Below are 21,630 nucleotides of genomic sequence, written 5' to 3'. Positions count from 1 at the left end.
TGTGAAACACGCTTTGCTCTGGCTTTGTTTTATCGTACTCAGTGGATGCAGTACCTACCAACAAGATGTACAAGCAGGCCTCGAACTTGCCAAAGAAGGCCAATGGCAAGAAGCGGAAGCAAAGTTTTCCGACGCTTTGGATAACCCACATGACCAGCTGTTATACTATTTAGAGGTCGGCACCTTGGCACAGAATCAAGGCGACTACGAGCGTAGTAATCAGCTTTTAGAACAAGCCGACAAACTCAGTGATACCTTTTTCCGCCGCAGTTTTGAAAATCGTGCCTGGGCATTGTTAAGCAACCCAAGGCAAGCGAATTATCAAGGAAACGGCATTGAAAGGGTCTATATCAGCTATTTAAAATCCCTCAACTACTTAGCCCTAGCCAAACAGGCGCAAACTCGCCAAGAAGCTATTCGCCTACAAGACGCTGCACTTGTTGAAGTGCGACGCATTGAGATAAAGCTCAATGAAATAGGCGCCCAAACACCCAGTTATGCCGACCTAGAAGCCAAGCAAAACCAAGCTTTTTACCTAAAAGCTCTAAACTGGCTTGCTGGTTTTTATACTGGAGGCCGAGATTGGGACCAATACCTATACAGAGATGATGCTTGGGGACGTTACTTAGAGGGTGTTCAATACGAGATTCAAGGTGAGCTAGACGATGCCCGCATCAGCTATCAGGCTGCTGCCAAACTCTATGAAGACGGCTACGCAAAGCAATACAGCCTGTCCGATGTGACGAGCCAAAGAGCCTGGCTCGACACGATTCGCATGATGCAAAAAACAGGCTGGAGCTCTGATGACATTAATCGCTTGCGCGATGAAAAATTATCAGAAGAAAGCCTACAGCAACTTGACGCTTATCAAGACAACTCGGCTGAATTGGTGGTGCTTGAGCACCAAGGGTTTATTCAGCACAGAGACGAAATGACACTGATACTCCAAGCTGAGCCTTATAGCTATTCACTTGTTTTACAACCTTTACATGGCGGTGGCAACATAGAGGAAAATGATGCCTTTCGATGGTTCACCATGGTCTATGCCGATATAAACCCTCTAAACTTAATCGCTAACTACAAAGCAGGTGGCTTTTGGGGATCCTACACAGGTTTATTCACCAAACGCGTGATTTTAGGCCGGGGAATCTGGCGACAACTCGAACAGGCCAAGGCGGACAACCTACTCGCACAGCAACCAATACGTTTAACCGTGCCTTATTACCGTCGTTTTACCCTAGACAAACAGCAAGTTCAGCTTAAAATTCTCAATCTAGCCAGTGAGACCACCACACAGACCCAACAATCCATCACCATGACCTCGTTATCAGACATTGCCTTCCAGCAACAGCTCGCAGTGGCACAGAGGGACATTTACGAGAGCTTATTAAGGGAGTTGGTACGTAGCTGGTTAGCCTATCAAGCCGCCAGCCAGGTCGAAGACCAAGCCACCAGCCTGATCCTGAATCTTGTCGGCCAAGTGGCGGTGTTTGCTTCTTCAGCAGCAGACACTAGAAACTGGTTAACCTTACCAGCGCAAATTCGCTTAACACGAACGCCTTTGCCCCCAGGCGAATATCAACCGACTTACCAAGTGAACAATAAAGTGTTTAAAATGGGCACCATCTCATTGTCTGAAAATCAAACCGAACTTTGGAATTTACGTAACCCGAACTAGAATACTAGGCCTTAGGCCAACTGATACTTAGGATAAGGAAATAATTATGACTCTCGCTCAATTTGCTCTACAGAAATGGAAAAGCCTGTTCACTGTGTTCATTGCAGTGGCACTAACTGCCTGTTCCAGTGGTGGCGTAAAACGCTTGGATACAACCGAGGAAGTGGCTCTCTCAGATCGCTGGAACGATACAGACTCTCGCTTAGTATCAGAAGAAATGATGGCGGATATGTTGAGCTTTCCTTGGTTTCGTGACTTCAACTTCTCTCAAAAAGGCAATCCTACTGTGATTATTCAGACCATTCGCAACAAGAGTTCTGAACACATTCCTGTCGACACCTTTGTGAATGATATTAAACGCAGCTTACTGAGGGCCGGTAAAGTAGACTTTGTCGTTTCTGGAGAAGAACGCAATGACATTCGTAGCGAACGTGAGGACCAAGCGCTAAACGCAGCGCCCGATACGGTTGCTCAATTCGGTTTAGAGCAAGGCGCTGGCTTCGCTTTGTCTGGCTCAATTAATTCTATCGTTGACTCAAATGGTAAGCAGCGAGTCAGCTTTTATCAGGTAGATTTGAAACTGATTGATATGACAACTAACCGAGAAGTGTGGAATGGTCAGAAGAAAATCAAGAAACTGGCTGACAAGGGCTTCTTCTAATGACACAGCTTAAATCGATGCAGATTAAACAGTGCTTATTGTTAGGACTCCTAGCCCTTGGCTTAAGCGGCTGTGTCGGTTTAGGCACGTCAAGCGATACGGCAAACAAAGCGACTGAGTTACCAGATTGGGTATTTAATCCTCCTAAAAGTAGCAGTCTGTTATATGGTGTAGGCAGCGCCGAGCGTATTGAAAACATTGCCCTTGCATTTGCCCAAGCTGAGCAAAATGGCAATGGCCAAATTGCTCAACAACTGCAAACGCAAGTGAGCCAAGTAAGCACTCAAGATGTGCAAGTTTCTAGTCAAGCAGGTCAAGATGAGCAGGTTAACAAGGTGCAAACGGCCTATACTCATGTCAGAACCGCGCCGATTGATTTAGAACAAACGAAGAATGAGCAGCGCTTTACTGGTGAGCACTATGTATATGCTTTGCAATCCTTGGATCGAAGTCGTGTGGCCGCTCGTTTACAAAGCAAGCTGGCCGAGCAAGACATTCAAATCCTGAACCTAGCCTCTCAACTCGCAAGCACTTCCGATGCAGCCGCTTATCATGATGATTGGCCTACCTACATGGGGCTCATTCCGCTCTTTGCGCAACGATCGTCTTATCAACAAGAACTCAACCTCTTTAGTACTAGTCGCTCGTTACAGGGGGTTCCCTCAAGCGAAGTGAAAGCCGTGGAAACACGAGTCAATGAGGCTTTGCAGTCTATTGGTTTTGCCGTCGGCGATAACAAGAATTCAGACACACTTGCCTCAGCCCTGGCCAAGTTTGGTCTAAGCCCTAAAGAAAACTCTCTTTTTACACTCACCACAAACACGAACCTTAACCATCAAATTCAAAGTGGTCGCTACTATGTGTTTGAAGAAGGAAGCTTAAGCCTTACAGGCCCCGAGGGGGAAAAGTTAGCGGCTTGGACGGTCAGCGCCCGGGGGATTGGTACAGACCAAATACGTGCTACCCACCAAGCGAATCAAGCTTGGTCAGTGCAAGCCGTTGAGGCCATGTTCAATTGGCTCACTCGGTTAAACTAATTTTATTGTTGAATTTTTTTCACCTTTCGACTGAAAATTGATCGTTTGTTTACCTGCTCTTTCATCCTTATTATTGACCATGTAAACAAACTTTATATCAGGAGATACACAATGAAAGACGAATTCAAATACGATGACTTTGGTAACCTAGACACAGATTTTTATGTTGAACAAGCATACGAAATGCGTCGTGAATACTATGCACAAGCCGTCAAAACTGCTAAAAGCCGTGTTAAAAACTTTTTTGCAAGCTTAAGCTTTTCAGCGACTCAACGCCCTGCAACCTCAAAATAAGCACATCACTCAATCACCTTCGTGATTATTGAGTTATTGGCACGTTACCTGTGATCGAGCGTTAAAATAACAATACCGATCCGGCAACGCCATGACACACAAAGCAACAACTTACCCTACTCCCCACCTTACCGACATCAAACCGTCATAAATAAGACATAAACTGTTCATCATCTAATCCACCTTAACTCAAGATGAAGTAAGATGTCTGCCTACCAAGATGCCAAGCTATTAGCCGAGATACTCGAAAAAAAGTGGGTCACTCCTTATTTTCAGCCTATATATGATTTATCTAACGGCCAATTACACGGACATGAAGCCTTAACACGAGGTCCACATGATACTTCATTATTTACTCCCGATACCCTGTTCTCATTGGCCTTAAAGGAAGGCAAGCTGCACCCTTTAGAAATACTCTGTCGCGAGCAAGCACTCTCTCGGTTTTCTGAGTTACAGCTTAAAGGTAAGCTCTACTTGAATGTCAGCGCTTCTTTATTGTGCTCTCCGGATCATCAAAAAGGCATGACTCTGTCGCTCCTACAAGAACTAGGACTCAGCCAAAACGACATAGTAATTGAGTTGTCAGAGCAGCACCCTTACGAAGACCATGGCTTACCAAACAATAGTGTCGAGCACTATCGAAACATGGGGTTTCAGGTGGCCATAGACGACCTAGGTGCGGGCTACTCGGGGTTACAACGTTGGTCGATGCTACAGCCAGATATAGTGAAAATTGATATGCATTTTGTCAAAGGCATCGACAAGGACGACATCAAAAGAGAGTTTGTGCGTTCCATTTTAACCATTTCTCAAAAACTCAAATGCATGGTCATAGCAGAAGGTATAGAAACCCAGCAAGAGCTCGATCAACTGATTGAGATTGGTGTGACATACGGACAGGGGTATTTCCTAGGCAAACCGACAGCCACACCAAATTTCAATACGAACAGCTACTTAGCGAAGCAGTCACAACGACGTAGCTATATGCAATCCGACAGCGCTGAATCTGTACAGTCGTTATGTCGTAGCACCCCTCACTTAGAGTTAACTAGTGAGTTAATTGATGCTGCGAAGCTCTTTAAAAAGAGCCCTGAATTATTTGCTATTCCTGTATTAAAAAATGGCAAGCCTCTAGGTGTAATTCGAAGACACCAGCTTCATGAGCTTTTTTCTACGCCTTACGGGCGCTCTTTATACGAGCACAAACCTGTAACGAATCTACTGAGTGAAGATATTCTAGTAGTGGAAGCTTCAGCCAGTTTATCTAGTGTTTCGACTCTTGTAACTAATCAGGCCGCGGACTCCCTGAACCATGAAATCATTGTTGTCAGCCAAGGACAATACATGGGAACCGGGCATTTACGCGACTTACTTAAACGCATTACTGAGCTAAAAATTCAGAATGCCACTTATTCCAACCCACTCACTCTATTGCCGGGTAATGTGCCTATTCATCGTAATGTTACTCACCGCCTTGAGGCTCAAGAGTCTTTTCATGTGGCGTACTTTGACCTAAACGACTTTAAGCCTTTTAACGACTACTTTGGTTACAGCAAAGGGGACCAGGTTATTCAGCTGCTCGGCAATCTCATTAAACGCCTCGTTGACTTAGAAAATAACTTTATTGGCCATATTGGTGGAGACGATTTTGTGGTGATTTTTGGTAGCACTGACTGGCGCCAACAATGTGAATCGGTTCTGACCGACTTTGCCAATGAGGTGCAACAATTCTACCCTCAAAAGGACCTAGAGCAAGGTGGAGTATGGAGCAAGAACCGCTCTGGTGAACTGGCTTTTCACGCTATTCTGAGCTTAGCAATTGGCGTTGTTAACCCAGATCCTACTTATTGCAAAAGCCACCATGAGGTGGCCGAAATGGCAGCACAGGCGAAAAAATTAGCCAAACAACAAGGCGGCAACCACCTTTACCTGTTAGAGACTTAAAGCCCCTTGAGTTAAGGGGTATTGTTATATAAATGTCATAAAGCGCACATTGGATTGTCATATTACTGCCTTAGCCTATTCATAAAGTGATAGGAGACGATTATGCAAACATCCTTTAGATCAGTCTTTATTTCAGATGTTCACCTTGGCACCAAAGCCTGCCAAGCAGAACACTTACTCAACTTTTTGCAAAGCATTGAGACTGAATCATTGTATCTTGTTGGTGACATTATAGACCTACAGGAAATGCGTCATAAAGCACACTTTATAGACACACATCATAAGGTGATCGAGCAAGTTTTATCTATGGCAAGATCGGGTACCAAGGTTGTGTATATACCTGGTAACCATGATGCTTTTTTCCGTAAGTTTGTAGGCCAGACCCTATCTGGCATTGATATTCGCTTGAACGCACGCCATCAGACTGCCAATGGCCGAACTTTTCATGTTAGTCATGGTGACGAGTTTGATCAAATGGTAAAGATCAGTCCTTTAATGTTAGCCATTGGCGACAAAGCCCATGGCCTTATGCTGTCATTAAACCAATGGATTAATGGCGTTCGCCGATTACTTGGTTTGCCTTATTGGTCGTTAGCAGGCTATGTAAAAAAACATGTTGCCAAAGCCAAAGAGTTTATTGAACGCTTCGAGACGGCAGCGCTCAAATCTGCAAAAAACCAACAGGTTGATGGCTATATTTGCGGCCATATTCATTTCGCCTCATTCAGAATAAAAGACAGCGTGCTGTACTGCAATGATGGCGATTGGGTAGAACATTGCACCGCTCTGACCGAGTCAAAGAGCGGGGAGCTTAGCCTGATTCACTGGTCTGAAAAACCACGCCTTCTCGCCACAGAGCCAACACCAGAATGGGCGTACGAGCCGCAGCCTGTACAAAATTAAGCTCGAATTTTAGTGCGCCCTCCACCTTGGCGCACTAGATTCATTAGCTTGTAGTCTGCTTGCTAACTAGTAGCTCGGCTGTCACCAATGAGTCATGGCTTTAATATCCGAGTACATCATTGCACATAATTCGCTTTCTTTATTGTAGAAGAGCAGAACAAAGGTTCATTGTCTGCGTCAGCATTTCTACTGCAGCTCAGCCATCTAAAAAACTCATTGAAACGCAAACGCGGCCGATCCTATCTACCCCACTCCACCTGCGCTCTGATAAATGCTTATAGATCAATAAACTAGAATTTAAGACCATTTTAAATAGTAGAAAGGCTTGACTCAAACAAAAAGTTACCGGTAACATTCCTTCCTGAGTTACCGGTAACATCACTCTATTATTACTAAAAAAAATAAGCATCAGGAAGCCCAACATGAAAAAACTTGGTACAGCACTCCTAACCACAGCCCTTGCAGGCGCTCTTTCGACTTCTGCCTTCGCTGCAGATTACAAATTTAAATTTCAGTCTTCTGACCCAGCAGGCGATAAAAACTTTCAAGTTCAGCAAGAGTGGGCAGATCGTGTTCAAGCCATGACTGGCGGCCGTGTAGAGATCAATCTTTTGCCTGTCGGCAGTGTGTTTAAACATACTGAAACTTTGGATGGCATGAAGCTTGGTATTCTAGACGGACATATCACAGCAACTGAGTTTTTCTCTGGTAAGGATCCTGCATTCGGCTTAATTGGTAACACAGTTGGCGCTTGGTCTAGCACTCAACAACTACTTCAATACGTTAACTACGGTGGCGGCTATGAATTAATGACTGAGCTTTACGCACCATACGGTGTGAAGTTCATTGGCGGCTCAACCACTGGCGTAGAATCTTTTGTGTCTCGTGTCCCTCTTAATGGTGTAGACGACTTAAAAGGCTTGAAACTACGTGCTCCAGAAGGCCTTGTACAACGTGTTTTCGCAGCCGCAGGTGCAGCACCTGTTAACCTTCCTGGCTCTGAAGTATTCACTGGTCTTAGTAAGGGTGTAATCGACGCAGCTGACTATACGGTTTTCTCTACAAACCAAAAAGCTGGGATGAATGATATTGCGACTCACCCAGTACAGCCTGGTTTCCACTCTTTGCCATTGATCGATATTTCAATGAACCAGAAAAAGTGGGACTCTCTACCCGCTGATTTACAGCAAATCTTAATTGTGTCTGTTCGTGACTTTGCTCAAGACATGACTACTCAACTACGTATTGCTGATCAATTGGCCGTTAAAGCCGCTCAAGAAGACCCAAACATCACGATTCATGATTGGTCTGCTGAAGAGCGTAAAAAGTTCCGTGCTATTGCTCGTACACAGTGGGAAGAATTCGCGAAAAGCTCTCCTAATGCACAGAAAGTGTATGACTCTATTACGACTTACCTTGAAACCAATGGATTGCTATAAGCCTCTCGTTTAAAGCGATCTTTTCAAGCCAACAAAGTAGGCGCTATTAGCGCCTACTTTCTATTGGACTCTTACTATGAAAGAACCTACTCCTCACCATGAAACCGAGCAAGAAGAGCAAACTAATAACTTTCTTGATCGGCTCATTTATAAAACGGGTAACGCCCTTAGCGTACTCTTCCTTGTCACTGTTGCTATCTCATTTTATGAGGTTGTAATGCGCTATGTGTTTGACTCCCCAACCACTTGGGTGCATGAGTCTGCTTCTTTTATTGGCGCTTGCTTGTTTGTTTTTGGTGGTAGCTACGCCTTAGCAATAAACAAACACGTGCGCGTTGTGCTTATTTACGACTCGGTGTCAGACAAGGTTCGCCGTTTACTGAATATTTTTCACCATATTATGGGGTTAGTATTCACATCATTGCTTAGTTGGGCGGCTTATCAAATGGCGTATGACGCCTGGATTTCCCCCTTTGGAGAGCTGCGCTTAGAAACCTCAGGTTCTGCTTGGAATCCAGCTTTTCCGGCCTTGGTAAAAGGCATCATTTTATTAACACTGTGCATCATGTTCATTCAATTTTGTTTGCACCTGATCCAAGAAATTAATGGCCTGAGGAAAAACAAAGATGTTTGATTTATCTGCATTAGGCATTGGCTACGGCAGCCTATTAATGCTGGTCTCAATGATTTTACTCTTGTTGACCGGTATGCAACTGGCTTTCGTTACCGCGTTAGTCGCCTTGGTATTTGCTATTGGTTGGTTTGGCGTCGGAGCACTGCCTTTAATTACCAGCCGACTCTATAGTTTTGTTGGTGGTTATGTCTTCCTCGCTGTCCCCATGTTTGTTCTCATGGCCGCCTTGTTAGACCGCTCTGGCATTGCTCGGGACCTATTTGATGCAATGAAGGTATTTGGCCGTCGCCTGCGAGGCGGTGTTGCGGTTCAAACCTTGTTGGTCGCAGTAATTTTGGCTTCGATGTCGGGTGTGATCGGGGGTGAAACCGTACTGCTGGGTATTTTGGCATTGCCCCAGATGTTACGTCTTGGCTATAACCGCAAGCTCGCCATAGGTACAACATGTGCAGGTGGTGCACTTGGCACCATGTTACCTCCTAGTATTGTCCTAATTATTTATGGACTCACTGCCAGTGTCTCTATTGGAGATTTATTTAAAGCCGCTTTCTTGCCTGCTTTAATTCTAGCTCTCGCCTACATGGCCTATGTATTGATTCTATGTCGCTTACATCCAGAATATGCACCACTGCCAACTGAAGAAGAGCTCGCAGCAGATAAAGACATTAATTATTTTAAAGCCCTATTTTTCCCATTATTAACCGTCATCATGGTACTCGGTAGTATTTACGGTGGTGTCGCATCGGTAACAGAAGCCTCAGCGCTTGGCGTGGTAGGTATTGTTATCAGCGCAGCCATTCGCGGTGAGTTGAACTGGAGCATGTTAAAAGACAGTGCTAAAGCAACCATGAACACCTGCGGCATGATCATTTGGATTGGTATTGGCGCAACTGCTTTAGTAGGTGTTTACAACCTAATGGGTGGTATCGACTTTGTTGAAGAGCTGATTTTATCTCTAAGTGGTGGTAGCGTAATGGGCACCATCCTCATCATGATGTTAATCCTTCTGGTACTTGGCATGTTCCTAGACTGGGTGGGGGTCGCCCTTCTAACTATGCCTATTTTTGTACCCATTATCACTGGATTAGGCCTTGACCCAATTTGGTTTGGTGTCGTGTTCTGTTTAAACATGCAAGTTTCTTTCTTGTCGCCGCCGTTCGGTCCTGCTGCATTCTATTTGAAATCTGTTGCCCCAAAAGATATCAGCCTAGGAGAAATTTTCAGCTCTTTACTGCCCTTTATCGGCTTGCAAATCATTGTTTTAGCTCTAGTAATCTTCTTCCCTGAATTGGCCCTTTGGTGGAAATAGTTTCGGCCCGCAGTAATCAAACAAACGTTGCCTCACCTTGGTGAGGCCGTAAGGAATAAGTAACTATGACAAAAAAAATTGTTGTACTAGGGGTATCTGGTTCAGGAAAGTCATCGATCGGTCAGCGCATTGCAGATGCGCTTAACTTAGATTTTTACGATGGCGACGACTTTCATAGCCAAGCGAATATAGACAAAATGAGTAGTGGCACACCACTAAACGATGACGATCGCCAAGGCTGGCTCATCACTCTTAATCACTTGCTCAAAGAAAAAGATAACGCTGTCCTTGCTTGCTCTGGTTTAAAACCAGAGTATCGCTCAGCTCTTCGTGAAGGTGTGGATGATTTAACCATGGTGTATTTGAAAGGCAGTTTTGAGACCATTTGGCAACGTCACCAACAACGTAACAGTCATTATTTTAATGGCCGTGAGATGTTAGAAAGCCAATTTGCCACTTTAATAGAGCCTAGTGAAGATGAAGCTATTGTGGTCGATATCGCGCAAGAAGTTGATAATGTCGTTCAGGACGCTTTAACAAGAATCCCTCGCTAATTTTTCTTGGGCAGTGTGCTCTGTTTCGTTATTAGAGCAGAGCCACTTGCCCAGTTACCTTCCTTACTAAAACCCACCGAAACACACCCATTAGAAACGTCAACAAACCCGTTGGTGGCTTCTTTATCCTCGCTGGTCATGCTAATGTTACAGGTAACAAAATAGGACACGAAAACGCTTTATGAAAAAGAAACGCCCTACTTTACAAGATGTTGCAGACCTTGTTGGCGTGACCAAAATGACTGTAAGTCGCTTCTTACGCAACCCAGAACAAGTTTCTGCTCATTTGCAAAAGAGCATTGCTGATGCACTCGACGAACTTGGCTACATTCCTAATCGCGCTCCCGATATTCTTTCTAAGTCGAAAAGCCACGCTATAGGAGTACTATTACCCTCTCTTACTAACCAGGTTTTTTCTGAGGTCATTCGCGGTATTGAGAGCACATTAGAGCCAGCGGGATACCAAACTATGTTAGCCCATTACGGATACAGTAAAGAAGCAGAAGAAGCACGCATTGCCACCTTGTTGTCTTACAATGTTGATGGCTTAATTATTTCAGAAAGCTACCATACTGATAGAGTTCGAAAAATGCTGAAAGTGGCTGGCATTCCAGTCATTGAAATTATGGACTCGGTTTCCCCTCCTATTGAGCAAGCAATTGGCATAGACAACCAAGCTGCCGCTTATGCCATGACGGAAAAAATGATTCATAAAGGGCATGATCGAATCGCGTATTTTGCCGCCAGAATGGACCAGCGAACTCTGTTTCGTATTCGCGGATACGAAGCCGCCATGCAAGATCACGACCTTAGAACGCTTTGCTTAACCACTGATAGCGCTTCGTCTTTCTCATTAGGAGAGAAATTCATGCACCAGGTTCTAGAGCAGCAACCCGATACCAATGGAATATTTTGCACCAATGACGATTTGGCTATTGGAGCCTTGTATGCTTGCCAAAAAGCAGGAATAAAAGTGCCAAGTGAAATGGGCATTGCTGGGTTTCATGGCCATGATATCGCCCGCGTTATGTCACCCTTACTCGCTACCGTAATCACCCCAAGAGAAGAGATGGGCAAGCTTGCTGCCCAGCACTTACTTCACCGCTTGAAAGGCGGCCAAGTAGAGAAAAAGATCATTAACCTACCTTTTAAAATAGAAGAAGGTGAAAGCATTTAGCATAAGGCTGACATGATAGTGAATATAGAATAACGATAGTGATAAGTGTTATCATTATCGAAATTTTATTACACTAAGGTTTACAATGACGTGCCGCTTTATTCGCCTGCTAGCATGCTTTACTCTCTTACTCCCCTCATGGCTTTTTGCAACTACGGTCGAAGGTGCTAAAGGCACCTTTACCTTAGACTATGTGCCAAAACGCATTGTGGTATTAGAGTATTCTTTTGTGGATGCCCTAGCCATTGTGGATAGCCACCCCATTGGTATAGCTGATGATAATGACAAACTGAGAATTCTACCAAAAATTCGCGATATTATTGGGCCTTGGACTTCCGTAGGTACACGTTCGCAGCCCAGCTTAGAAGTAATTTCTTCCTTGCAGCCAGATCTCATCATTGCCGATATTGACCGCCATGAAGGCGTCTACCCTGAATTACAAAAAATTGCCCCTACCCTGATGCTAAGATCACGTAGGGAAAGCTACCTTGGACACCTTGAAGCAGCTGAAGTCATTGGTAAGGTTATCAATAAGGAAGCTGAAATGACCGCTCGCCTAGCTCAACACCAAGGTGTTATGAGCAAATTCGCCCAACAACTTCCTGACAATATTGAGGTGCAATTTGGCATCGCTCTGGACGATTATTTGTCCCTTCACCCAGGTAAGTCTTATGTAGGCACTCTCATTCAAGCGCTTGGAATGCGGACACCTGAAATACTAAAAAACGAATCAGGATCTGTACATACTGGGCTCGAGCAACTTTTTGCAAACAACCCAGAGCACCTCATTATTGGTCATTATTATGACCACGACATTACCCAGAAATGGCAACAGTCGCCACTATGGACGTTGCTTCAAGCGGTCAAAAAAAAGCAGGTTTATCACATTCAAAACCCAGGCACCTGGTCTCGTAGTCGGGGCATTATAGCCGCTGAGATTATTGCTGAAGAACTGGTTGCTCTACTTAAAAAATGATGTTAACTCGTGCGCAATACGCTTTAATCTTTACCTGCACATTAACGCTTTTAGGCGCGTTATTGCTGGTAAACCTTTCTAGTTGGTCAAGCTTTCCTCTCACTCTAGAGAGTGCTTGGCGAACCCTTATTAATAGAGACCAACAACAGCTTGCTCAACAAATTATTTTTGAAGTGCGTCTACCAAGAGCTTTAGCAGCCATATTGGTGGGCGCCTGCTTAGCTGCAGCAGGTGTCATTATGCAAGGGTTAACACAAAACCCTCTTGCGTCTCCCAGTGTGTTGGGGATTAATGCAGGGGCAGCATTAGGCATGGCTTGTGTTTCTACAATAGCTCCTTGGTTTGGCATACTTGGCACTTCCACTGCTGCTATGCTTGGCGGAGGTATTACCTGGTGTTTGGTGATGTTATTGGGCCGCGCTTGGAAAGTAGGCAACGACATTGGTCGCTTAGTCTTAGCGGGCGTGGCTATTTCAGCATTATGTGCTGCTTTGACCAAAGCGTTGGTTATCATGGAAGAAGATCAGGCCTCAGCTGTACTTGCTTGGCTTGCAGGCGGCTTTGCAAATGTAAGCTGGGACTCATGGAACAGCTTCTGGCCCTTTGCGTTAGCGGGATTAGTAGTCAGTCAACTGCTCACTCCTACTCTGAACCTTTTACAGCTTGGCGACGAACAGGCCCAAAGCCTAGGGGTGTCTTTATTAAGCTATAAACTCCTCGCAAGCTTGGTTGTTTTGATACTGGTTTCCTGCTCTATTAGCCTTGCAGGCAGTATTGGTTTTGTTGGTCTCATTGTTCCCCATGCCGCACGTTTAATTGCCGGTCGAGACCATCGTTTTTTCCTGCCTCTTGCTATGCTACTAGGCGCTACTTTGGTTATCACTACCGACACTCTCAGCCGTGGCATCAAGTTTCCTTTAGAAACTCCTGCAGGCGCGATACTTGCCCTAATAGGGGCTCCTTTTTTCATTTATTTAGTTAAAAAGAGAGCATACTAGTGCCTATTAGAACAATCTCTTGGCTGTGTTTAATCACCTTATCTCTTTGCCTTGCCAGCTTATTGTTCGGGGCCGTAAACATACCTTTCAATGAAGTCTTTGCTGGTTTCCAGGCTGGACATCCTCATTATTTCACCTTACATGAGTACCGCCTACCGAGAACACTCATTGCGGTGTGCGTTGGCGCCATGATGGCTCTTGCTGGCTGCTTAGTTCAAGGGGTAATACGCAATCCTTTAGCCTCTCCTGATGTGCTCGGCGTTAACCATGGGGCAGGGCTGGCAGCGGTAGCTTACATGACATTTTTGCCAAACTCGGATGTAAGCTGGCTACCTTATGTGGCGCTCATAGGGGGCATTACTGCTGCTTTGGTCTTATGGTGTCTATGTGGCACACAAAGTAATGCCATTAAACTTGCTATTACAGGGGTTGCTTTGGGGGCGCTTTATGCAAGCACGATCGATTTCTTGATGCTAGTGAAGCCCCTGGAAATCAATAATGCTCTTTTGTGGTTAACTGGTAGCCTTTGGGGACGAGGTTGGCAGCAGCTAAATCTGCTACTGCCGTGGCTTATTTTGGTCCCTATTAGCCTATGGTTAGCAAAACCTCTTAACTTAATCGTGCTAGGCAAGGAAAGCGCTTTGAGCTTAGGGGTAAACGTGAAACGACTTGAATTTGCTGCACTAGGCATTAGCGTAGGGCTTACCGCCTCGAGTGTTGCCATTTGCGGCCCTATTGGCTTTTTAGGCTTAATAGCACCTCATTTAACCCGCCATTTGATTGGAGGGCGACACCAACGTTTATTACCCTGTGCAATGCTGGTAGGCGCTTGCCTATTGTTGGCCGCAGACCTTGCGGCCAGAACAATTGATCCACCTATAGAGCTTTCTGCGGGCATAATGACCGCTATTTTAGGTGCTCCTTATTTTCTTTGGTTACTATTTCGGATGCGATAACGATGGCTTTAAGCGCTCACCAACTTACTTTAGGATACCGCCAAAAAACCATAGTCAAAAATGTCAGTTTTGCCATTCCTGAGGGTAAAATTACCGCACTTATCGGCCCGAATGGTTGTGGAAAATCTACTTTGTTAAAAGCATTTTCCAGAGCGCTCTCACCTTGGCAAGGAAAGGTTTGCTGGCACGACAAAGATTTAACAAGCATTTCTCAACGGGATCTGGCTAAACAACTGGCTTTACTGCCCCAAACTCAACCTATCCCTGAAGGAGTGTTGGTTAAGGACATTGTTGCCTACGGACGCAGCCCTTATACCGGTTTTTGGGGTAAATTAAACGCCGAAGACCAAGGTTTTGTTTCACAAGCCATGGAAGATACGGGCATTGAACCTCTTGCAGAGCAAGCCATTAGCGAACTATCTGGCGGCCAACGCCAAAGAGTTTGGTTAGCAATGACTTTAGCCCAGAATACTCCTTATCTATTACTCGATGAACCAACCACTTATATGGATCTAAATCATCAAGTTGAGCTCATGCAATTGCTTAAAAGGCTAAATCAGCAAGGTAAAACCATTGTTACCGTATTACACGATATCAACCAAGCAGCACGCTATTGCGATCATTTAATGGTGATGAAAGACGGACAACTGATCACTCAAGGCGCACCTGATACCGTACTGACAGAGACATTGCTAAAGGATGTGTTTAGCGTATCCGTTAGCATTCATAAAGACCCTATCGCACACACACCTATGTGTATTGTCAATTCTTAGTCTGTTAACAAGCTAAGCGCCTTATCTAAATCAATCACTTGCGCATACTCTTGGTGTAAGTTTGCTAATGACATGGCGTGTACATCTGCTGCACTTCTTAACTGGCCATGGAAATCTTGCTTATCGAACGTGAAGCAGGCGGAATGAACAACATAGGTATTAAATCCAAGGTTACCAGAGCTTCTTACCGTTGCTTCCACTGAGTTGTTTGTACTCACTCCCACCACAACCACCTCAGTGATCTTCTGCTGGTGCAGCCAGCTTTCAAGTTCAGAATGAATGAAGGCATCTGGAACCGATTTTGTTAGCTGTTTTTCATGCGCTTCTGGTTCGAAAGCAGCTTGAAACAAGGCGCCATCTTGCTCTGGCCAAAACAATGAATCAGGGTCTCGGGAATGATGTCGTATATGTATGACGGGCGCCTTATGAACTCGCCATTGAGAAAGCAGTGAGCGTATCTCATATTCAGCGTTGGGGTTATTACGTTGCCCAGCTTGCGGCCAAGACATCCCTTGTTGCATGTCGATGATCATTAATAGAGGCTTCATGGGTTATCCTGCTGACTTTTCGAGACTAAAATTTGGAGCTGCTTGTGTTGTTGATGAACTCTTACGATTAGCCATATTAAAGACAAGAAGAGTAAGGCACAAAACACGATTAAAAAGTCCACTTTACTTTGTAATGTATGATTTGCTGCCACCTGTTCAGCTAAGACTTGATAATCACTTTGGCGAACACTTGAGAGCTGTAGAATAGCCAAACTACGCTCCAACTCGAACACAGTACTTGCCAGTGTATTCTCTATCTCTGTCTCATTAGATCGATTAGCACTTGCGTCGTTAGCTAGAGTTGTCACGGAAAACAAAGTAATCAATAAAAGCGCTAAATAGCGACGTACTAACATAGGCTTTCCTCCTTGCTGTCTTAATGGTTTCATCATGCCGTTTATAGGGTGTAATCAAATACTATAATGTCTTGTAGTAGCGGAACGAAGTGTTCTTTTAGGGCCTCGTGAGCGGTATGAGGCAGATAGCGTTGTCTCGCCTCATCATTTTTAAAGGTCATGATCACACAATGAGTAAAGCCTTTATTCAAGGACTCTGGGCTGTCATTCTCCCCCCATTCTACGGACACTATGCCGGGGATCTGAGACTGAATTTGCTCGAATAGCGTAAGGCTCAGGTCGATATCCCTTTGTATCGCATCTCGTTTAAATGCAATGAGTAAAATATGGCGAATCATAGAGTTTCCCTTTTAGTCTCAGTCGATAGCAGTCTAATGGTCAGTTTTGTTCAATAAAACGGTTTCTTGTATTGCCACACTATTCACACTTAAATGCAAGGAGATAACGATGACTTTTTCAATGCTACTTTCAATGGCGCTATTTTCATTAGTGGCGTCTATTTCCCCTGGCCCTGTGAACTTACTTTCGCTCAGTAGCAGTGCTCGGTATGGTGTGGCTACTGGGCTACGCTTTGTTACTGGTTCGAGCTTTGGCTTTATTGTGCTGTTTTTACTGATCGGTTTTGGGCTTGGGCGTGTTCTCGACCAGTTCCCTTGGATGGTCATGGCATTAAAGTGGGCAGGGGCGGCCTTTTTACTTTGGCTGAGCATTCAACTATTAAAAGACAAGGGGCAATTAACTCTAACGGACCATCAGCAAGCCCCTAGCTTCATGACAGGAGTTATCATGCAATGGCTCAACCCAAAGGCGTGGTTAGCTTCTGTTTCAGGTATCGCGGCTTATACCAACCAAGCCGAGCCGATCGAGATAGTTGTTTTTGCCAGTTTATATTTGCCTATTTGCTGGCTTTCATTAAGTGTTTGGGTATGGGCTGGTGTTATGCTCGGTAAACGCCTCAATAGCCCAGCCAAAATACGACTTATGAACCGTAGCCTTGCTGTGCTGCTTTTGTTCAGTTGCGGGCTCATTATTGCGTAATTTCAGTTACGTTGTGTTTCTTTGTATTGACCTGGTGTTGCCGCAACGCGTTGTTTAAAAACACGCTGAAAATGGGCCTGGTCACTAAACCCTAGTGACTGAGCTATTTGTACAATCGGCTCCCCTTGCTTGATCGCGGCTTGCCCCAGCTGCACTCGCCTGTTTAATCGATATGCGTGGGGCGTCATATTAAAGTGACGTTTAAAAGCACGTATTAAGTAACTTGTATTGTACGCAAAATGCGCACTGATCTTTTCAATGGGTGTGTCGTCTAAACAATGGTCATTTAAATAGTCTGCAACATCATACAGTCGATTGCGCTCCACTTGCTTGAGGTGCAGGTCAGACAACCCCGGCAAGTGTGAGAATAAAGCGAGTAAGCACCCTTCAATGGCTTGTTGTTTATCCGCGAGCGATGCATCTAGCCTAAAGATAAGTTCGCATAAATCAACAAAGTCATTATAAAAGCCTGTGTCACTGAGGGTATCTACGCATGTTGGTTGCCATTGCTCTTGGTCTAGAATGCCTTTGTCGTAAAGCAATCGAACCAACCATTTTACGTCTACATGCATCATGTAATACGCCCAGTTCGAATCAGGCTTAGGGTTGCAGGCATGCACGGCCGTTGGGTTCATGATGACAAGGTCGCCCTTCGCAACATCATGCTGGCGGCCTTCACAGAGGAAGTCACTCCTACCCTCAAGAATGGCACCGATTGACCACTCTTGATGTGAATGAGGTGTATAGCTCACTTTAGACCCATCTAATACCCTCCTTAACTCAATAAATGGAAGATCTTGATGGCGCCAGAAAAGAGGTAAGGCAGACTTATTCATACGCCCCCACTAATCGATCAGTTGATGCTCTATGGCGTATTTGACTAGGCCCGCAGAGGTATGAATGTCTAACTTGTTTTTGATGTTTTGTCGGTGAGTCTCAACCGTTCGAACACTAATATCTAATACTTGGGCGATTTCTTTGTTTAACAGACCTGATGCTATTTCTTTCAATACCGCGGTTTCACGCTTGGTTAGTTCATCGCACTGAGCAGAATTATTAGATTCAGGGGAAAACAAAGAGGCCGAGGCGCCAGCGCTAAAATATGTGCCGCCTTGATGCACGGTATTAATCGCTTGTACTAACTCTTCAGAAGAGACATCTTTTAGCACATAACCATTGGCACCAGACTGAATGAGAGACAGTATGTATTCTTTGTCATTATGCATACTTAGCATGAGAATCTTGATGGACGGCTGCTCTGCTTTAAATCGCTTAGTTGCTTCAAGGCCATTTAAAACTGGCATAGAAACATCCATTAGCACTAGATCTGGCTTAAGTTGAGCTGCTTTGTCTAGCGCTTCTTGACCATTAGAAGCCGTGCCGACTATGTCAATATTCTCTTCTAACTCTAGACGCGCCTGTAGCCCATCGAGCACCAAGGTGTGATCATCTACTAGCAAAACGCCTAATCGGGAGGGCAACTTCGACATAATGGTTTCTCTCATTCTTATTTGCCCTTTACCCTACCATCAAATAGGAAAGGCTGCATAGATTCTTGTGCCCTTTCCCTGTGTAGATGACACATTAAACTCGCCGCCAAGCAGCTCAAGCCTTTCTCGCATATTGATAAAACCTATCCCTGGGGACGAGTTTGCTGAGTTAGCAAGGCCTATGCCGTTGTCGTGACAAGTAAGCTCAAGCTCTTGATTTGATTGAATATAGCGAAGAATTACTTGTGTAGCCTTGGCATGTTTTTCAATGTTTGTAAGGGCTTCTTGCGTTAGTCGGTAAACTGTTGTTTCCACTTCATCGGCCATCTCGAAGGCCACCTGATAATGATAGTCCACCTGAATAGTCGTGCGCTCGGTAAACTGGTCAATAAGAGACCGTAATGCCGCATCTAGCCCTAAATCATCCAAAATAGTCGGGCGTAGATTATGGGAAATTTGCCGTACCTCTCCGATGGTTTGGTTAATCAGGTCACTCGCTTTAACTAGCTCTGCTTGAACCAATTCCTCGCTATTTTCGCGTCTAAGCTTATTGCCCGCTAGCTCAATTCGAAATTTACAGCTCACTAAGAGCTGATTAATTCCGTCGTGTAGTTCTCTAGAGAAGCCACGGCGCTCACTCACTTGAAGCCTCATAAAACGTTGGGCCATTTCATTCAAGCGAGTATCAGCCAGTTTATGCTCATGCAAGTTAATAGCAAGCCCTAATAAGATAACGAGCAATACGGTAATCACCACAACTACCAAGACACTGATGAAACTACGTTGGATATTATCGTTCATTGTTTGTTGAGTTTTTTTGAGCTCTTCGTATACATCCCCCAGATACAGACCCGTACCCATCATCCAATTCCAGCGATCTATTGAAATCACATAACCGAGTTTTTCCTCTTGCTCCATTAAGGGCGGTTTCTCCCAGATATAACGATAATATCCGCCACCAGCTTGAGCCGTTCGTATCAGGCCTTGGATTAAATGATTCCCACTAGAATCTTGAAAGTCCCAAAGGTCTTGGCCCACAAAGCCTGGGATCGTTGGGTGAACAAGGTTAACTCCCGACATTTTATAGGCAAAGAAATACCCATCGTCTCCATAACGTAGACCAGTAAGAATTTGTTTAACGAGCTTCTGAGCTTCCTCGTCTGAAAGCGAATCGTCATCCAGTACTGGCTGGATAGCAGACATAGCAATCTCAACATGACTAATGAGCGCTTTCTTTTTCGCATTTACAAGGTTGAATTCATAAATAGACAACTCTTCTTCGGCAAGATCACGCGCAGACTGCAAACTAAGGTAAGTAATAATCGACGTTGCCATAATTAATGGCACCAATGCCAACAAGAACACCTTACTTTTTAATCTCATCTGACACCTCTTTGTCTATTCACCAACCATGCCTGTCCTAGCTAGTTTTCTATGCCTGTCCTAGTTAACTTACTGTGCCTGTCCAAGTTATTTTTAGTGGCACCTAAATGGCAAAAAAGCGAATTACCTAGGCAATCCGCTTTTTGTCTAACTCCAATTAACCTGTGTTTAGCCCATGCCATACCAAGCAGGAAAGATCATGATGCTAGCTAAAACCGCTATTTGTATTAGGATGAAAGGCGTTACACCCTTGTAGATATCCGTTGTGCGGATCGACTTCGGAGCGACCCCTTTTAAGTAGAATAAACTGAACCCAAAGGGCGGTGTTAAGAAGGATGTTTGTAGGTTCATGGCAATCAGGATTGCGAACCATACCATGTTAATACCCAACGCTTCTGCTACCGGAGCCAAGATAGGAACAATAATAAAGGCGATTTCTACAAAGTCGATAAAGAAACCAAGAATCAAAATCGCAACCATGGCTAAAATTATGAAGCCCCATTTCTCACCTGGTAAGCTAAGCAAAGCCTCTTCGACGATATAGTCACCACCTGTGTAACTAAATGCCATTGAGAAAGCGGTTGCCCCCATAAGGATAGCAAACACCATTGCTGTCACTTTAACGGTTTCAATACTACTGTCGAAGATCATCTTCCAGCTAAACTGGCCGTATATTAAGGCTAAAATAATAGCGCCCACGCCACCTAGTGCAGATGACTCTGTTGGTGTCGCAATACCAGTAAAGATCGAGCCCAGTACAATTAATACTAATGCAAGAGGAGGGATAATTGCCTTAAGCGCTCCTCGAATCTGTTCAGCTCTGGTTTCTGTCTCATCTTCATGAGGAATGGGTGGCGCCATTTCTGGGTTCAGATAAGTAAGGATGAGGATATATACAATGTAGCAGCCAATTAAGACTAAACCAGGCATCAGCGCCGCTTGGAATAAGTCGCCTACAGGGATACCAAGTACATCCCCTAAGATAATCAATATGATTGAAGGGGGAATGATTTGCCCTAATGTGCCAGACGCACAAATTGTTCCGCAGGCTAAGGACTTATCGTATTTATACTTGAGCATGACAGGCAAAGAAATAAGACCCATCGCGACCACACTCGCACCTACAACACCTGTCGATGCGGCTAACAAGGCTCCCACTAAAATGGTAGAAATAGCCAGACCACCACGAACACCACCAAACAGTTTTCCCATAGCTTCAAGCAACTGCTCCGCCAGTTGGGTTTTCTGCAATACTATCCCCATGAATACAAATAGGGGTACCGCCATCATAACGGTATTTTCCATATAACTTTGTATGCGGAAAGGCATAAAAGCAAACATATCAAAACCTTCGGCAAACACACCGAAGATTAACGCCACGCCGCCAAAAGTAAAGGCAACCGGAAAGCCCAATAGTAATAATACTAGGGCAACAAAAAACATAATAATGCCGATCATAAACTACCTACTCGCTGAAAATAA

23 protein-coding genes are annotated in these 21,630 nt (G+C 44.6%); 16 read left to right on the top strand and 7 right to left on the bottom strand.

Annotation, left to right across the window (positions count from 1 at the left end):
- Position 1: 1 nt before the first annotated feature.
- The 15 genes from ACYVGZ_RS14305 (at position 2) to fecE (ending at position 15,333) form a co-directional block, all read left to right on the top strand.
- Entirely contained in the window at positions 2-1,678 is a 1,677-nt protein-coding gene (locus ACYVGZ_RS14305) for a COG3014 family protein (RefSeq protein WP_460756987.1), read from the top strand.
- Between the two features lie 46 nt (positions 1,679-1,724).
- A complete protein-coding gene (locus tag ACYVGZ_RS14300) occupies positions 1,725-2,339 on the top strand; it encodes a penicillin-binding protein activator LpoB (protein WP_460756985.1) in 615 nt (204 codons plus the stop codon).
- On the top strand, positions 2,339-3,376 hold the full coding sequence (locus ACYVGZ_RS14295; protein WP_460756982.1) for an LPP20 family lipoprotein: 1,038 nt from the start codon (positions 2,339-2,341) through the stop codon (positions 3,374-3,376). The genes ACYVGZ_RS14300 and ACYVGZ_RS14295 overlap by 1 nt, the downstream gene beginning before the upstream one ends.
- Before the next feature lie 111 nt (positions 3,377-3,487).
- A complete protein-coding gene (locus ACYVGZ_RS14290) occupies positions 3,488-3,670 on the top strand; it encodes an RSP_7527 family protein (RefSeq protein ID WP_460756980.1) in 183 nt (60 codons plus the stop codon).
- Between the two features lie 204 nt (positions 3,671-3,874).
- Positions 3,875-5,614, top strand: coding sequence for an EAL domain-containing protein (locus ACYVGZ_RS14285; protein ID WP_460756977.1), 1,740 nt, complete (start codon positions 3,875-3,877; stop codon positions 5,612-5,614).
- A gap of 102 nt (positions 5,615-5,716) precedes the next feature.
- On the top strand, positions 5,717-6,517 hold the full coding sequence (locus ACYVGZ_RS14280; protein ID WP_460756975.1) for a UDP-2,3-diacylglucosamine diphosphatase: 801 nt from the start codon (positions 5,717-5,719) through the stop codon (positions 6,515-6,517).
- 422 nt (positions 6,518-6,939) lie between these two features.
- Complete coding sequence (locus ACYVGZ_RS14275) at positions 6,940-7,956, top strand: TRAP transporter substrate-binding protein (RefSeq protein WP_460756972.1); 1,017 nt, start codon at positions 6,940-6,942, stop codon at positions 7,954-7,956.
- Between the two features lie 76 nt (positions 7,957-8,032).
- Complete coding sequence (locus tag ACYVGZ_RS14270) at positions 8,033-8,590, top strand: TRAP transporter small permease subunit (protein ID WP_460756969.1); 558 nt, start codon at positions 8,033-8,035, stop codon at positions 8,588-8,590.
- Positions 8,583-9,899, top strand: a complete 1,317-nt coding sequence (locus ACYVGZ_RS14265; RefSeq protein ID WP_460756966.1) for a TRAP transporter large permease — start codon at positions 8,583-8,585, stop codon at positions 9,897-9,899. The genes ACYVGZ_RS14270 and ACYVGZ_RS14265 overlap by 8 nt, the downstream gene beginning before the upstream one ends.
- 65 nt (positions 9,900-9,964) lie before the next feature.
- Positions 9,965-10,453 carry a gluconokinase gene (locus ACYVGZ_RS14260; protein ID WP_460756964.1) on the top strand — a complete coding sequence of 163 codons (489 nt, stop codon included), beginning with the start codon at positions 9,965-9,967 and terminating at the stop codon, positions 10,451-10,453.
- 181 nt (positions 10,454-10,634) lie between these two features.
- Positions 10,635-11,630 carry a gluconate operon transcriptional repressor GntR gene (gene gntR / locus ACYVGZ_RS14255; protein WP_460756962.1) on the top strand — a complete coding sequence of 332 codons (996 nt, stop codon included), beginning with the start codon at positions 10,635-10,637 and terminating at the stop codon, positions 11,628-11,630.
- An 85-nt stretch (positions 11,631-11,715) separates the two neighbouring features.
- The gene (locus ACYVGZ_RS14250; RefSeq protein WP_460756959.1) at positions 11,716-12,606 is read left to right on the top strand and encodes a Fe(3+) dicitrate ABC transporter substrate-binding protein; all 891 of its coding nucleotides are present in this window, start codon (positions 11,716-11,718) and stop codon (positions 12,604-12,606) included.
- On the top strand, positions 12,603-13,604 hold the full coding sequence (locus ACYVGZ_RS14245) for a FecCD family ABC transporter permease (protein WP_460756956.1): 1,002 nt from the start codon (positions 12,603-12,605) through the stop codon (positions 13,602-13,604). The genes ACYVGZ_RS14250 and ACYVGZ_RS14245 overlap by 4 nt, the downstream gene beginning before the upstream one ends.
- A complete protein-coding gene (gene fecD / locus ACYVGZ_RS14240) occupies positions 13,604-14,560 on the top strand; it encodes a Fe(3+) dicitrate ABC transporter permease subunit FecD (RefSeq protein ID WP_460756954.1) in 957 nt (318 codons plus the stop codon). Before ACYVGZ_RS14245 ends, fecD begins: the two co-directional genes overlap by 1 nt.
- 2 nt (positions 14,561-14,562) lie before the next feature.
- Complete coding sequence (fecE, locus tag ACYVGZ_RS14235) at positions 14,563-15,333, top strand: Fe(3+) dicitrate ABC transporter ATP-binding protein FecE (protein WP_460756952.1); 771 nt, start codon at positions 14,563-14,565, stop codon at positions 15,331-15,333.
- Here the strand turns inward: fecE and ACYVGZ_RS14230 are convergent.
- The 3 genes from ACYVGZ_RS14230 to ACYVGZ_RS14220 are packed head-to-tail and all read right to left on the bottom strand — an operon-like array spanning position 15,330 to position 16,575.
- A complete protein-coding gene (locus ACYVGZ_RS14230) occupies positions 15,330-15,881 on the bottom strand; it encodes a cysteine hydrolase family protein (protein ID WP_460756949.1) in 552 nt (183 codons plus the stop codon). The genes fecE and ACYVGZ_RS14230 overlap by 4 nt on opposite strands.
- Positions 15,878-16,237, bottom strand: coding sequence for a hypothetical protein (locus ACYVGZ_RS14225; protein ID WP_460756947.1), 360 nt, complete (start codon positions 16,235-16,237; stop codon positions 15,878-15,880). The genes ACYVGZ_RS14230 and ACYVGZ_RS14225 overlap by 4 nt, the downstream gene beginning before the upstream one ends.
- Before the next feature lie 41 nt (positions 16,238-16,278).
- Entirely contained in the window at positions 16,279-16,575 is a 297-nt protein-coding gene (locus tag ACYVGZ_RS14220) for a Dabb family protein (RefSeq protein WP_460756944.1), read from the bottom strand.
- A 109-nt stretch (positions 16,576-16,684) separates the two neighbouring features.
- On the opposite strand from ACYVGZ_RS14220, the gene ACYVGZ_RS14215 reads away from it, so the two are divergent.
- A complete protein-coding gene (locus ACYVGZ_RS14215) occupies positions 16,685-17,275 on the top strand; it encodes a LysE family translocator (RefSeq protein ID WP_460756941.1) in 591 nt (196 codons plus the stop codon).
- Between the two features lie 2 nt (positions 17,276-17,277).
- Here the strand turns inward: ACYVGZ_RS14215 and ACYVGZ_RS14210 are convergent, their stop codons facing one another.
- The 4 genes from ACYVGZ_RS14210 to ACYVGZ_RS14195 form a co-directional block, all read right to left on the bottom strand.
- Complete coding sequence (locus tag ACYVGZ_RS14210) at positions 17,278-18,111, bottom strand: AraC family transcriptional regulator (protein ID WP_460756939.1); 834 nt, start codon at positions 18,109-18,111, stop codon at positions 17,278-17,280.
- 9 nt (positions 18,112-18,120) lie between these two features.
- Positions 18,121-18,765, bottom strand: a complete 645-nt coding sequence (locus ACYVGZ_RS14205) for a response regulator (protein ID WP_460756936.1) — start codon at positions 18,763-18,765, stop codon at positions 18,121-18,123.
- 39 nt (positions 18,766-18,804) lie between these two features.
- On the bottom strand, positions 18,805-20,148 hold the full coding sequence (locus ACYVGZ_RS14200) for a cache domain-containing protein (protein WP_460756934.1): 1,344 nt from the start codon (positions 20,146-20,148) through the stop codon (positions 18,805-18,807).
- Between the two features lie 168 nt (positions 20,149-20,316).
- Positions 20,317-21,606: a TRAP transporter large permease gene (locus tag ACYVGZ_RS14195; RefSeq protein ID WP_460756931.1), complete on the bottom strand. Its 1,290-nt coding sequence runs from the start codon at positions 21,604-21,606 to the stop codon at positions 20,317-20,319.
- Positions 21,607-21,630 lie beyond the last annotated feature (24 nt).

Source organism: Marinomonas epiphytica (assembly GCF_054780655.1).
The sequence above is the reverse complement of the archived record's forward strand: the minus strand, read 5'-3'. Positions and strand labels throughout refer to the sequence as shown.

Bases quoted from the DNA above. Each gene is read 5' to 3' on its own strand.
- ACYVGZ_RS14195 (WP_460756931.1), bottom strand. From the start codon at position 21,606: ATGATCGGCATTATTATGTTTTTTGTTGCCCTAGTATTATTACTATTG.
- ACYVGZ_RS14260 (WP_460756964.1), top strand. From the start codon at position 9,965: ATGACAAAAAAAATTGTTGTACTAGGGGTATCTGGTTCAGGAAAGTCA.
- ACYVGZ_RS14265 (WP_460756966.1), top strand. From the start codon at position 8,583: ATGTTTGATTTATCTGCATTAGGCATTGGCTACGGCAGCCTATTAATG.
- ACYVGZ_RS14230 (WP_460756949.1), bottom strand. From the start codon at position 15,881: ATGAAGCCTCTATTAATGATCATCGACATGCAACAAGGGATGTCTTGG.
- gntR (WP_460756962.1), top strand. From the start codon at position 10,635: ATGAAAAAGAAACGCCCTACTTTACAAGATGTTGCAGACCTTGTTGGC.
- ACYVGZ_RS14275 (WP_460756972.1), top strand. From the start codon at position 6,940: ATGAAAAAACTTGGTACAGCACTCCTAACCACAGCCCTTGCAGGCGCT.
- ACYVGZ_RS14280 (WP_460756975.1), top strand. From the start codon at position 5,717: ATGCAAACATCCTTTAGATCAGTCTTTATTTCAGATGTTCACCTTGGC.
- ACYVGZ_RS14215 (WP_460756941.1), top strand. From the start codon at position 16,685: ATGACTTTTTCAATGCTACTTTCAATGGCGCTATTTTCATTAGTGGCG.
- ACYVGZ_RS14290 (WP_460756980.1), top strand. From the start codon at position 3,488: ATGAAAGACGAATTCAAATACGATGACTTTGGTAACCTAGACACAGAT.
- ACYVGZ_RS14285 (WP_460756977.1), top strand. From the start codon at position 3,875: ATGTCTGCCTACCAAGATGCCAAGCTATTAGCCGAGATACTCGAAAAA.
- ACYVGZ_RS14220 (WP_460756944.1), bottom strand. From the start codon at position 16,575: ATGATTCGCCATATTTTACTCATTGCATTTAAACGAGATGCGATACAA.
- fecE (WP_460756952.1), top strand. From the start codon at position 14,563: ATGGCTTTAAGCGCTCACCAACTTACTTTAGGATACCGCCAAAAAACC.
- ACYVGZ_RS14300 (WP_460756985.1), top strand. From the start codon at position 1,725: ATGACTCTCGCTCAATTTGCTCTACAGAAATGGAAAAGCCTGTTCACT.
- ACYVGZ_RS14210 (WP_460756939.1), bottom strand. From the start codon at position 18,111: ATGAATAAGTCTGCCTTACCTCTTTTCTGGCGCCATCAAGATCTTCCA.
- ACYVGZ_RS14250 (WP_460756959.1), top strand. From the start codon at position 11,716: ATGACGTGCCGCTTTATTCGCCTGCTAGCATGCTTTACTCTCTTACTC.
- ACYVGZ_RS14270 (WP_460756969.1), top strand. From the start codon at position 8,033: ATGAAAGAACCTACTCCTCACCATGAAACCGAGCAAGAAGAGCAAACT.
- ACYVGZ_RS14295 (WP_460756982.1), top strand. From the start codon at position 2,339: ATGACACAGCTTAAATCGATGCAGATTAAACAGTGCTTATTGTTAGGA.
- ACYVGZ_RS14200 (WP_460756934.1), bottom strand. From the start codon at position 20,148: ATGAGATTAAAAAGTAAGGTGTTCTTGTTGGCATTGGTGCCATTAATT.
- ACYVGZ_RS14225 (WP_460756947.1), bottom strand. From the start codon at position 16,237: ATGTTAGTACGTCGCTATTTAGCGCTTTTATTGATTACTTTGTTTTCC.
- ACYVGZ_RS14205 (WP_460756936.1), bottom strand. From the start codon at position 18,765: ATGTCGAAGTTGCCCTCCCGATTAGGCGTTTTGCTAGTAGATGATCAC.
- ACYVGZ_RS14245 (WP_460756956.1), top strand. From the start codon at position 12,603: ATGATGTTAACTCGTGCGCAATACGCTTTAATCTTTACCTGCACATTA.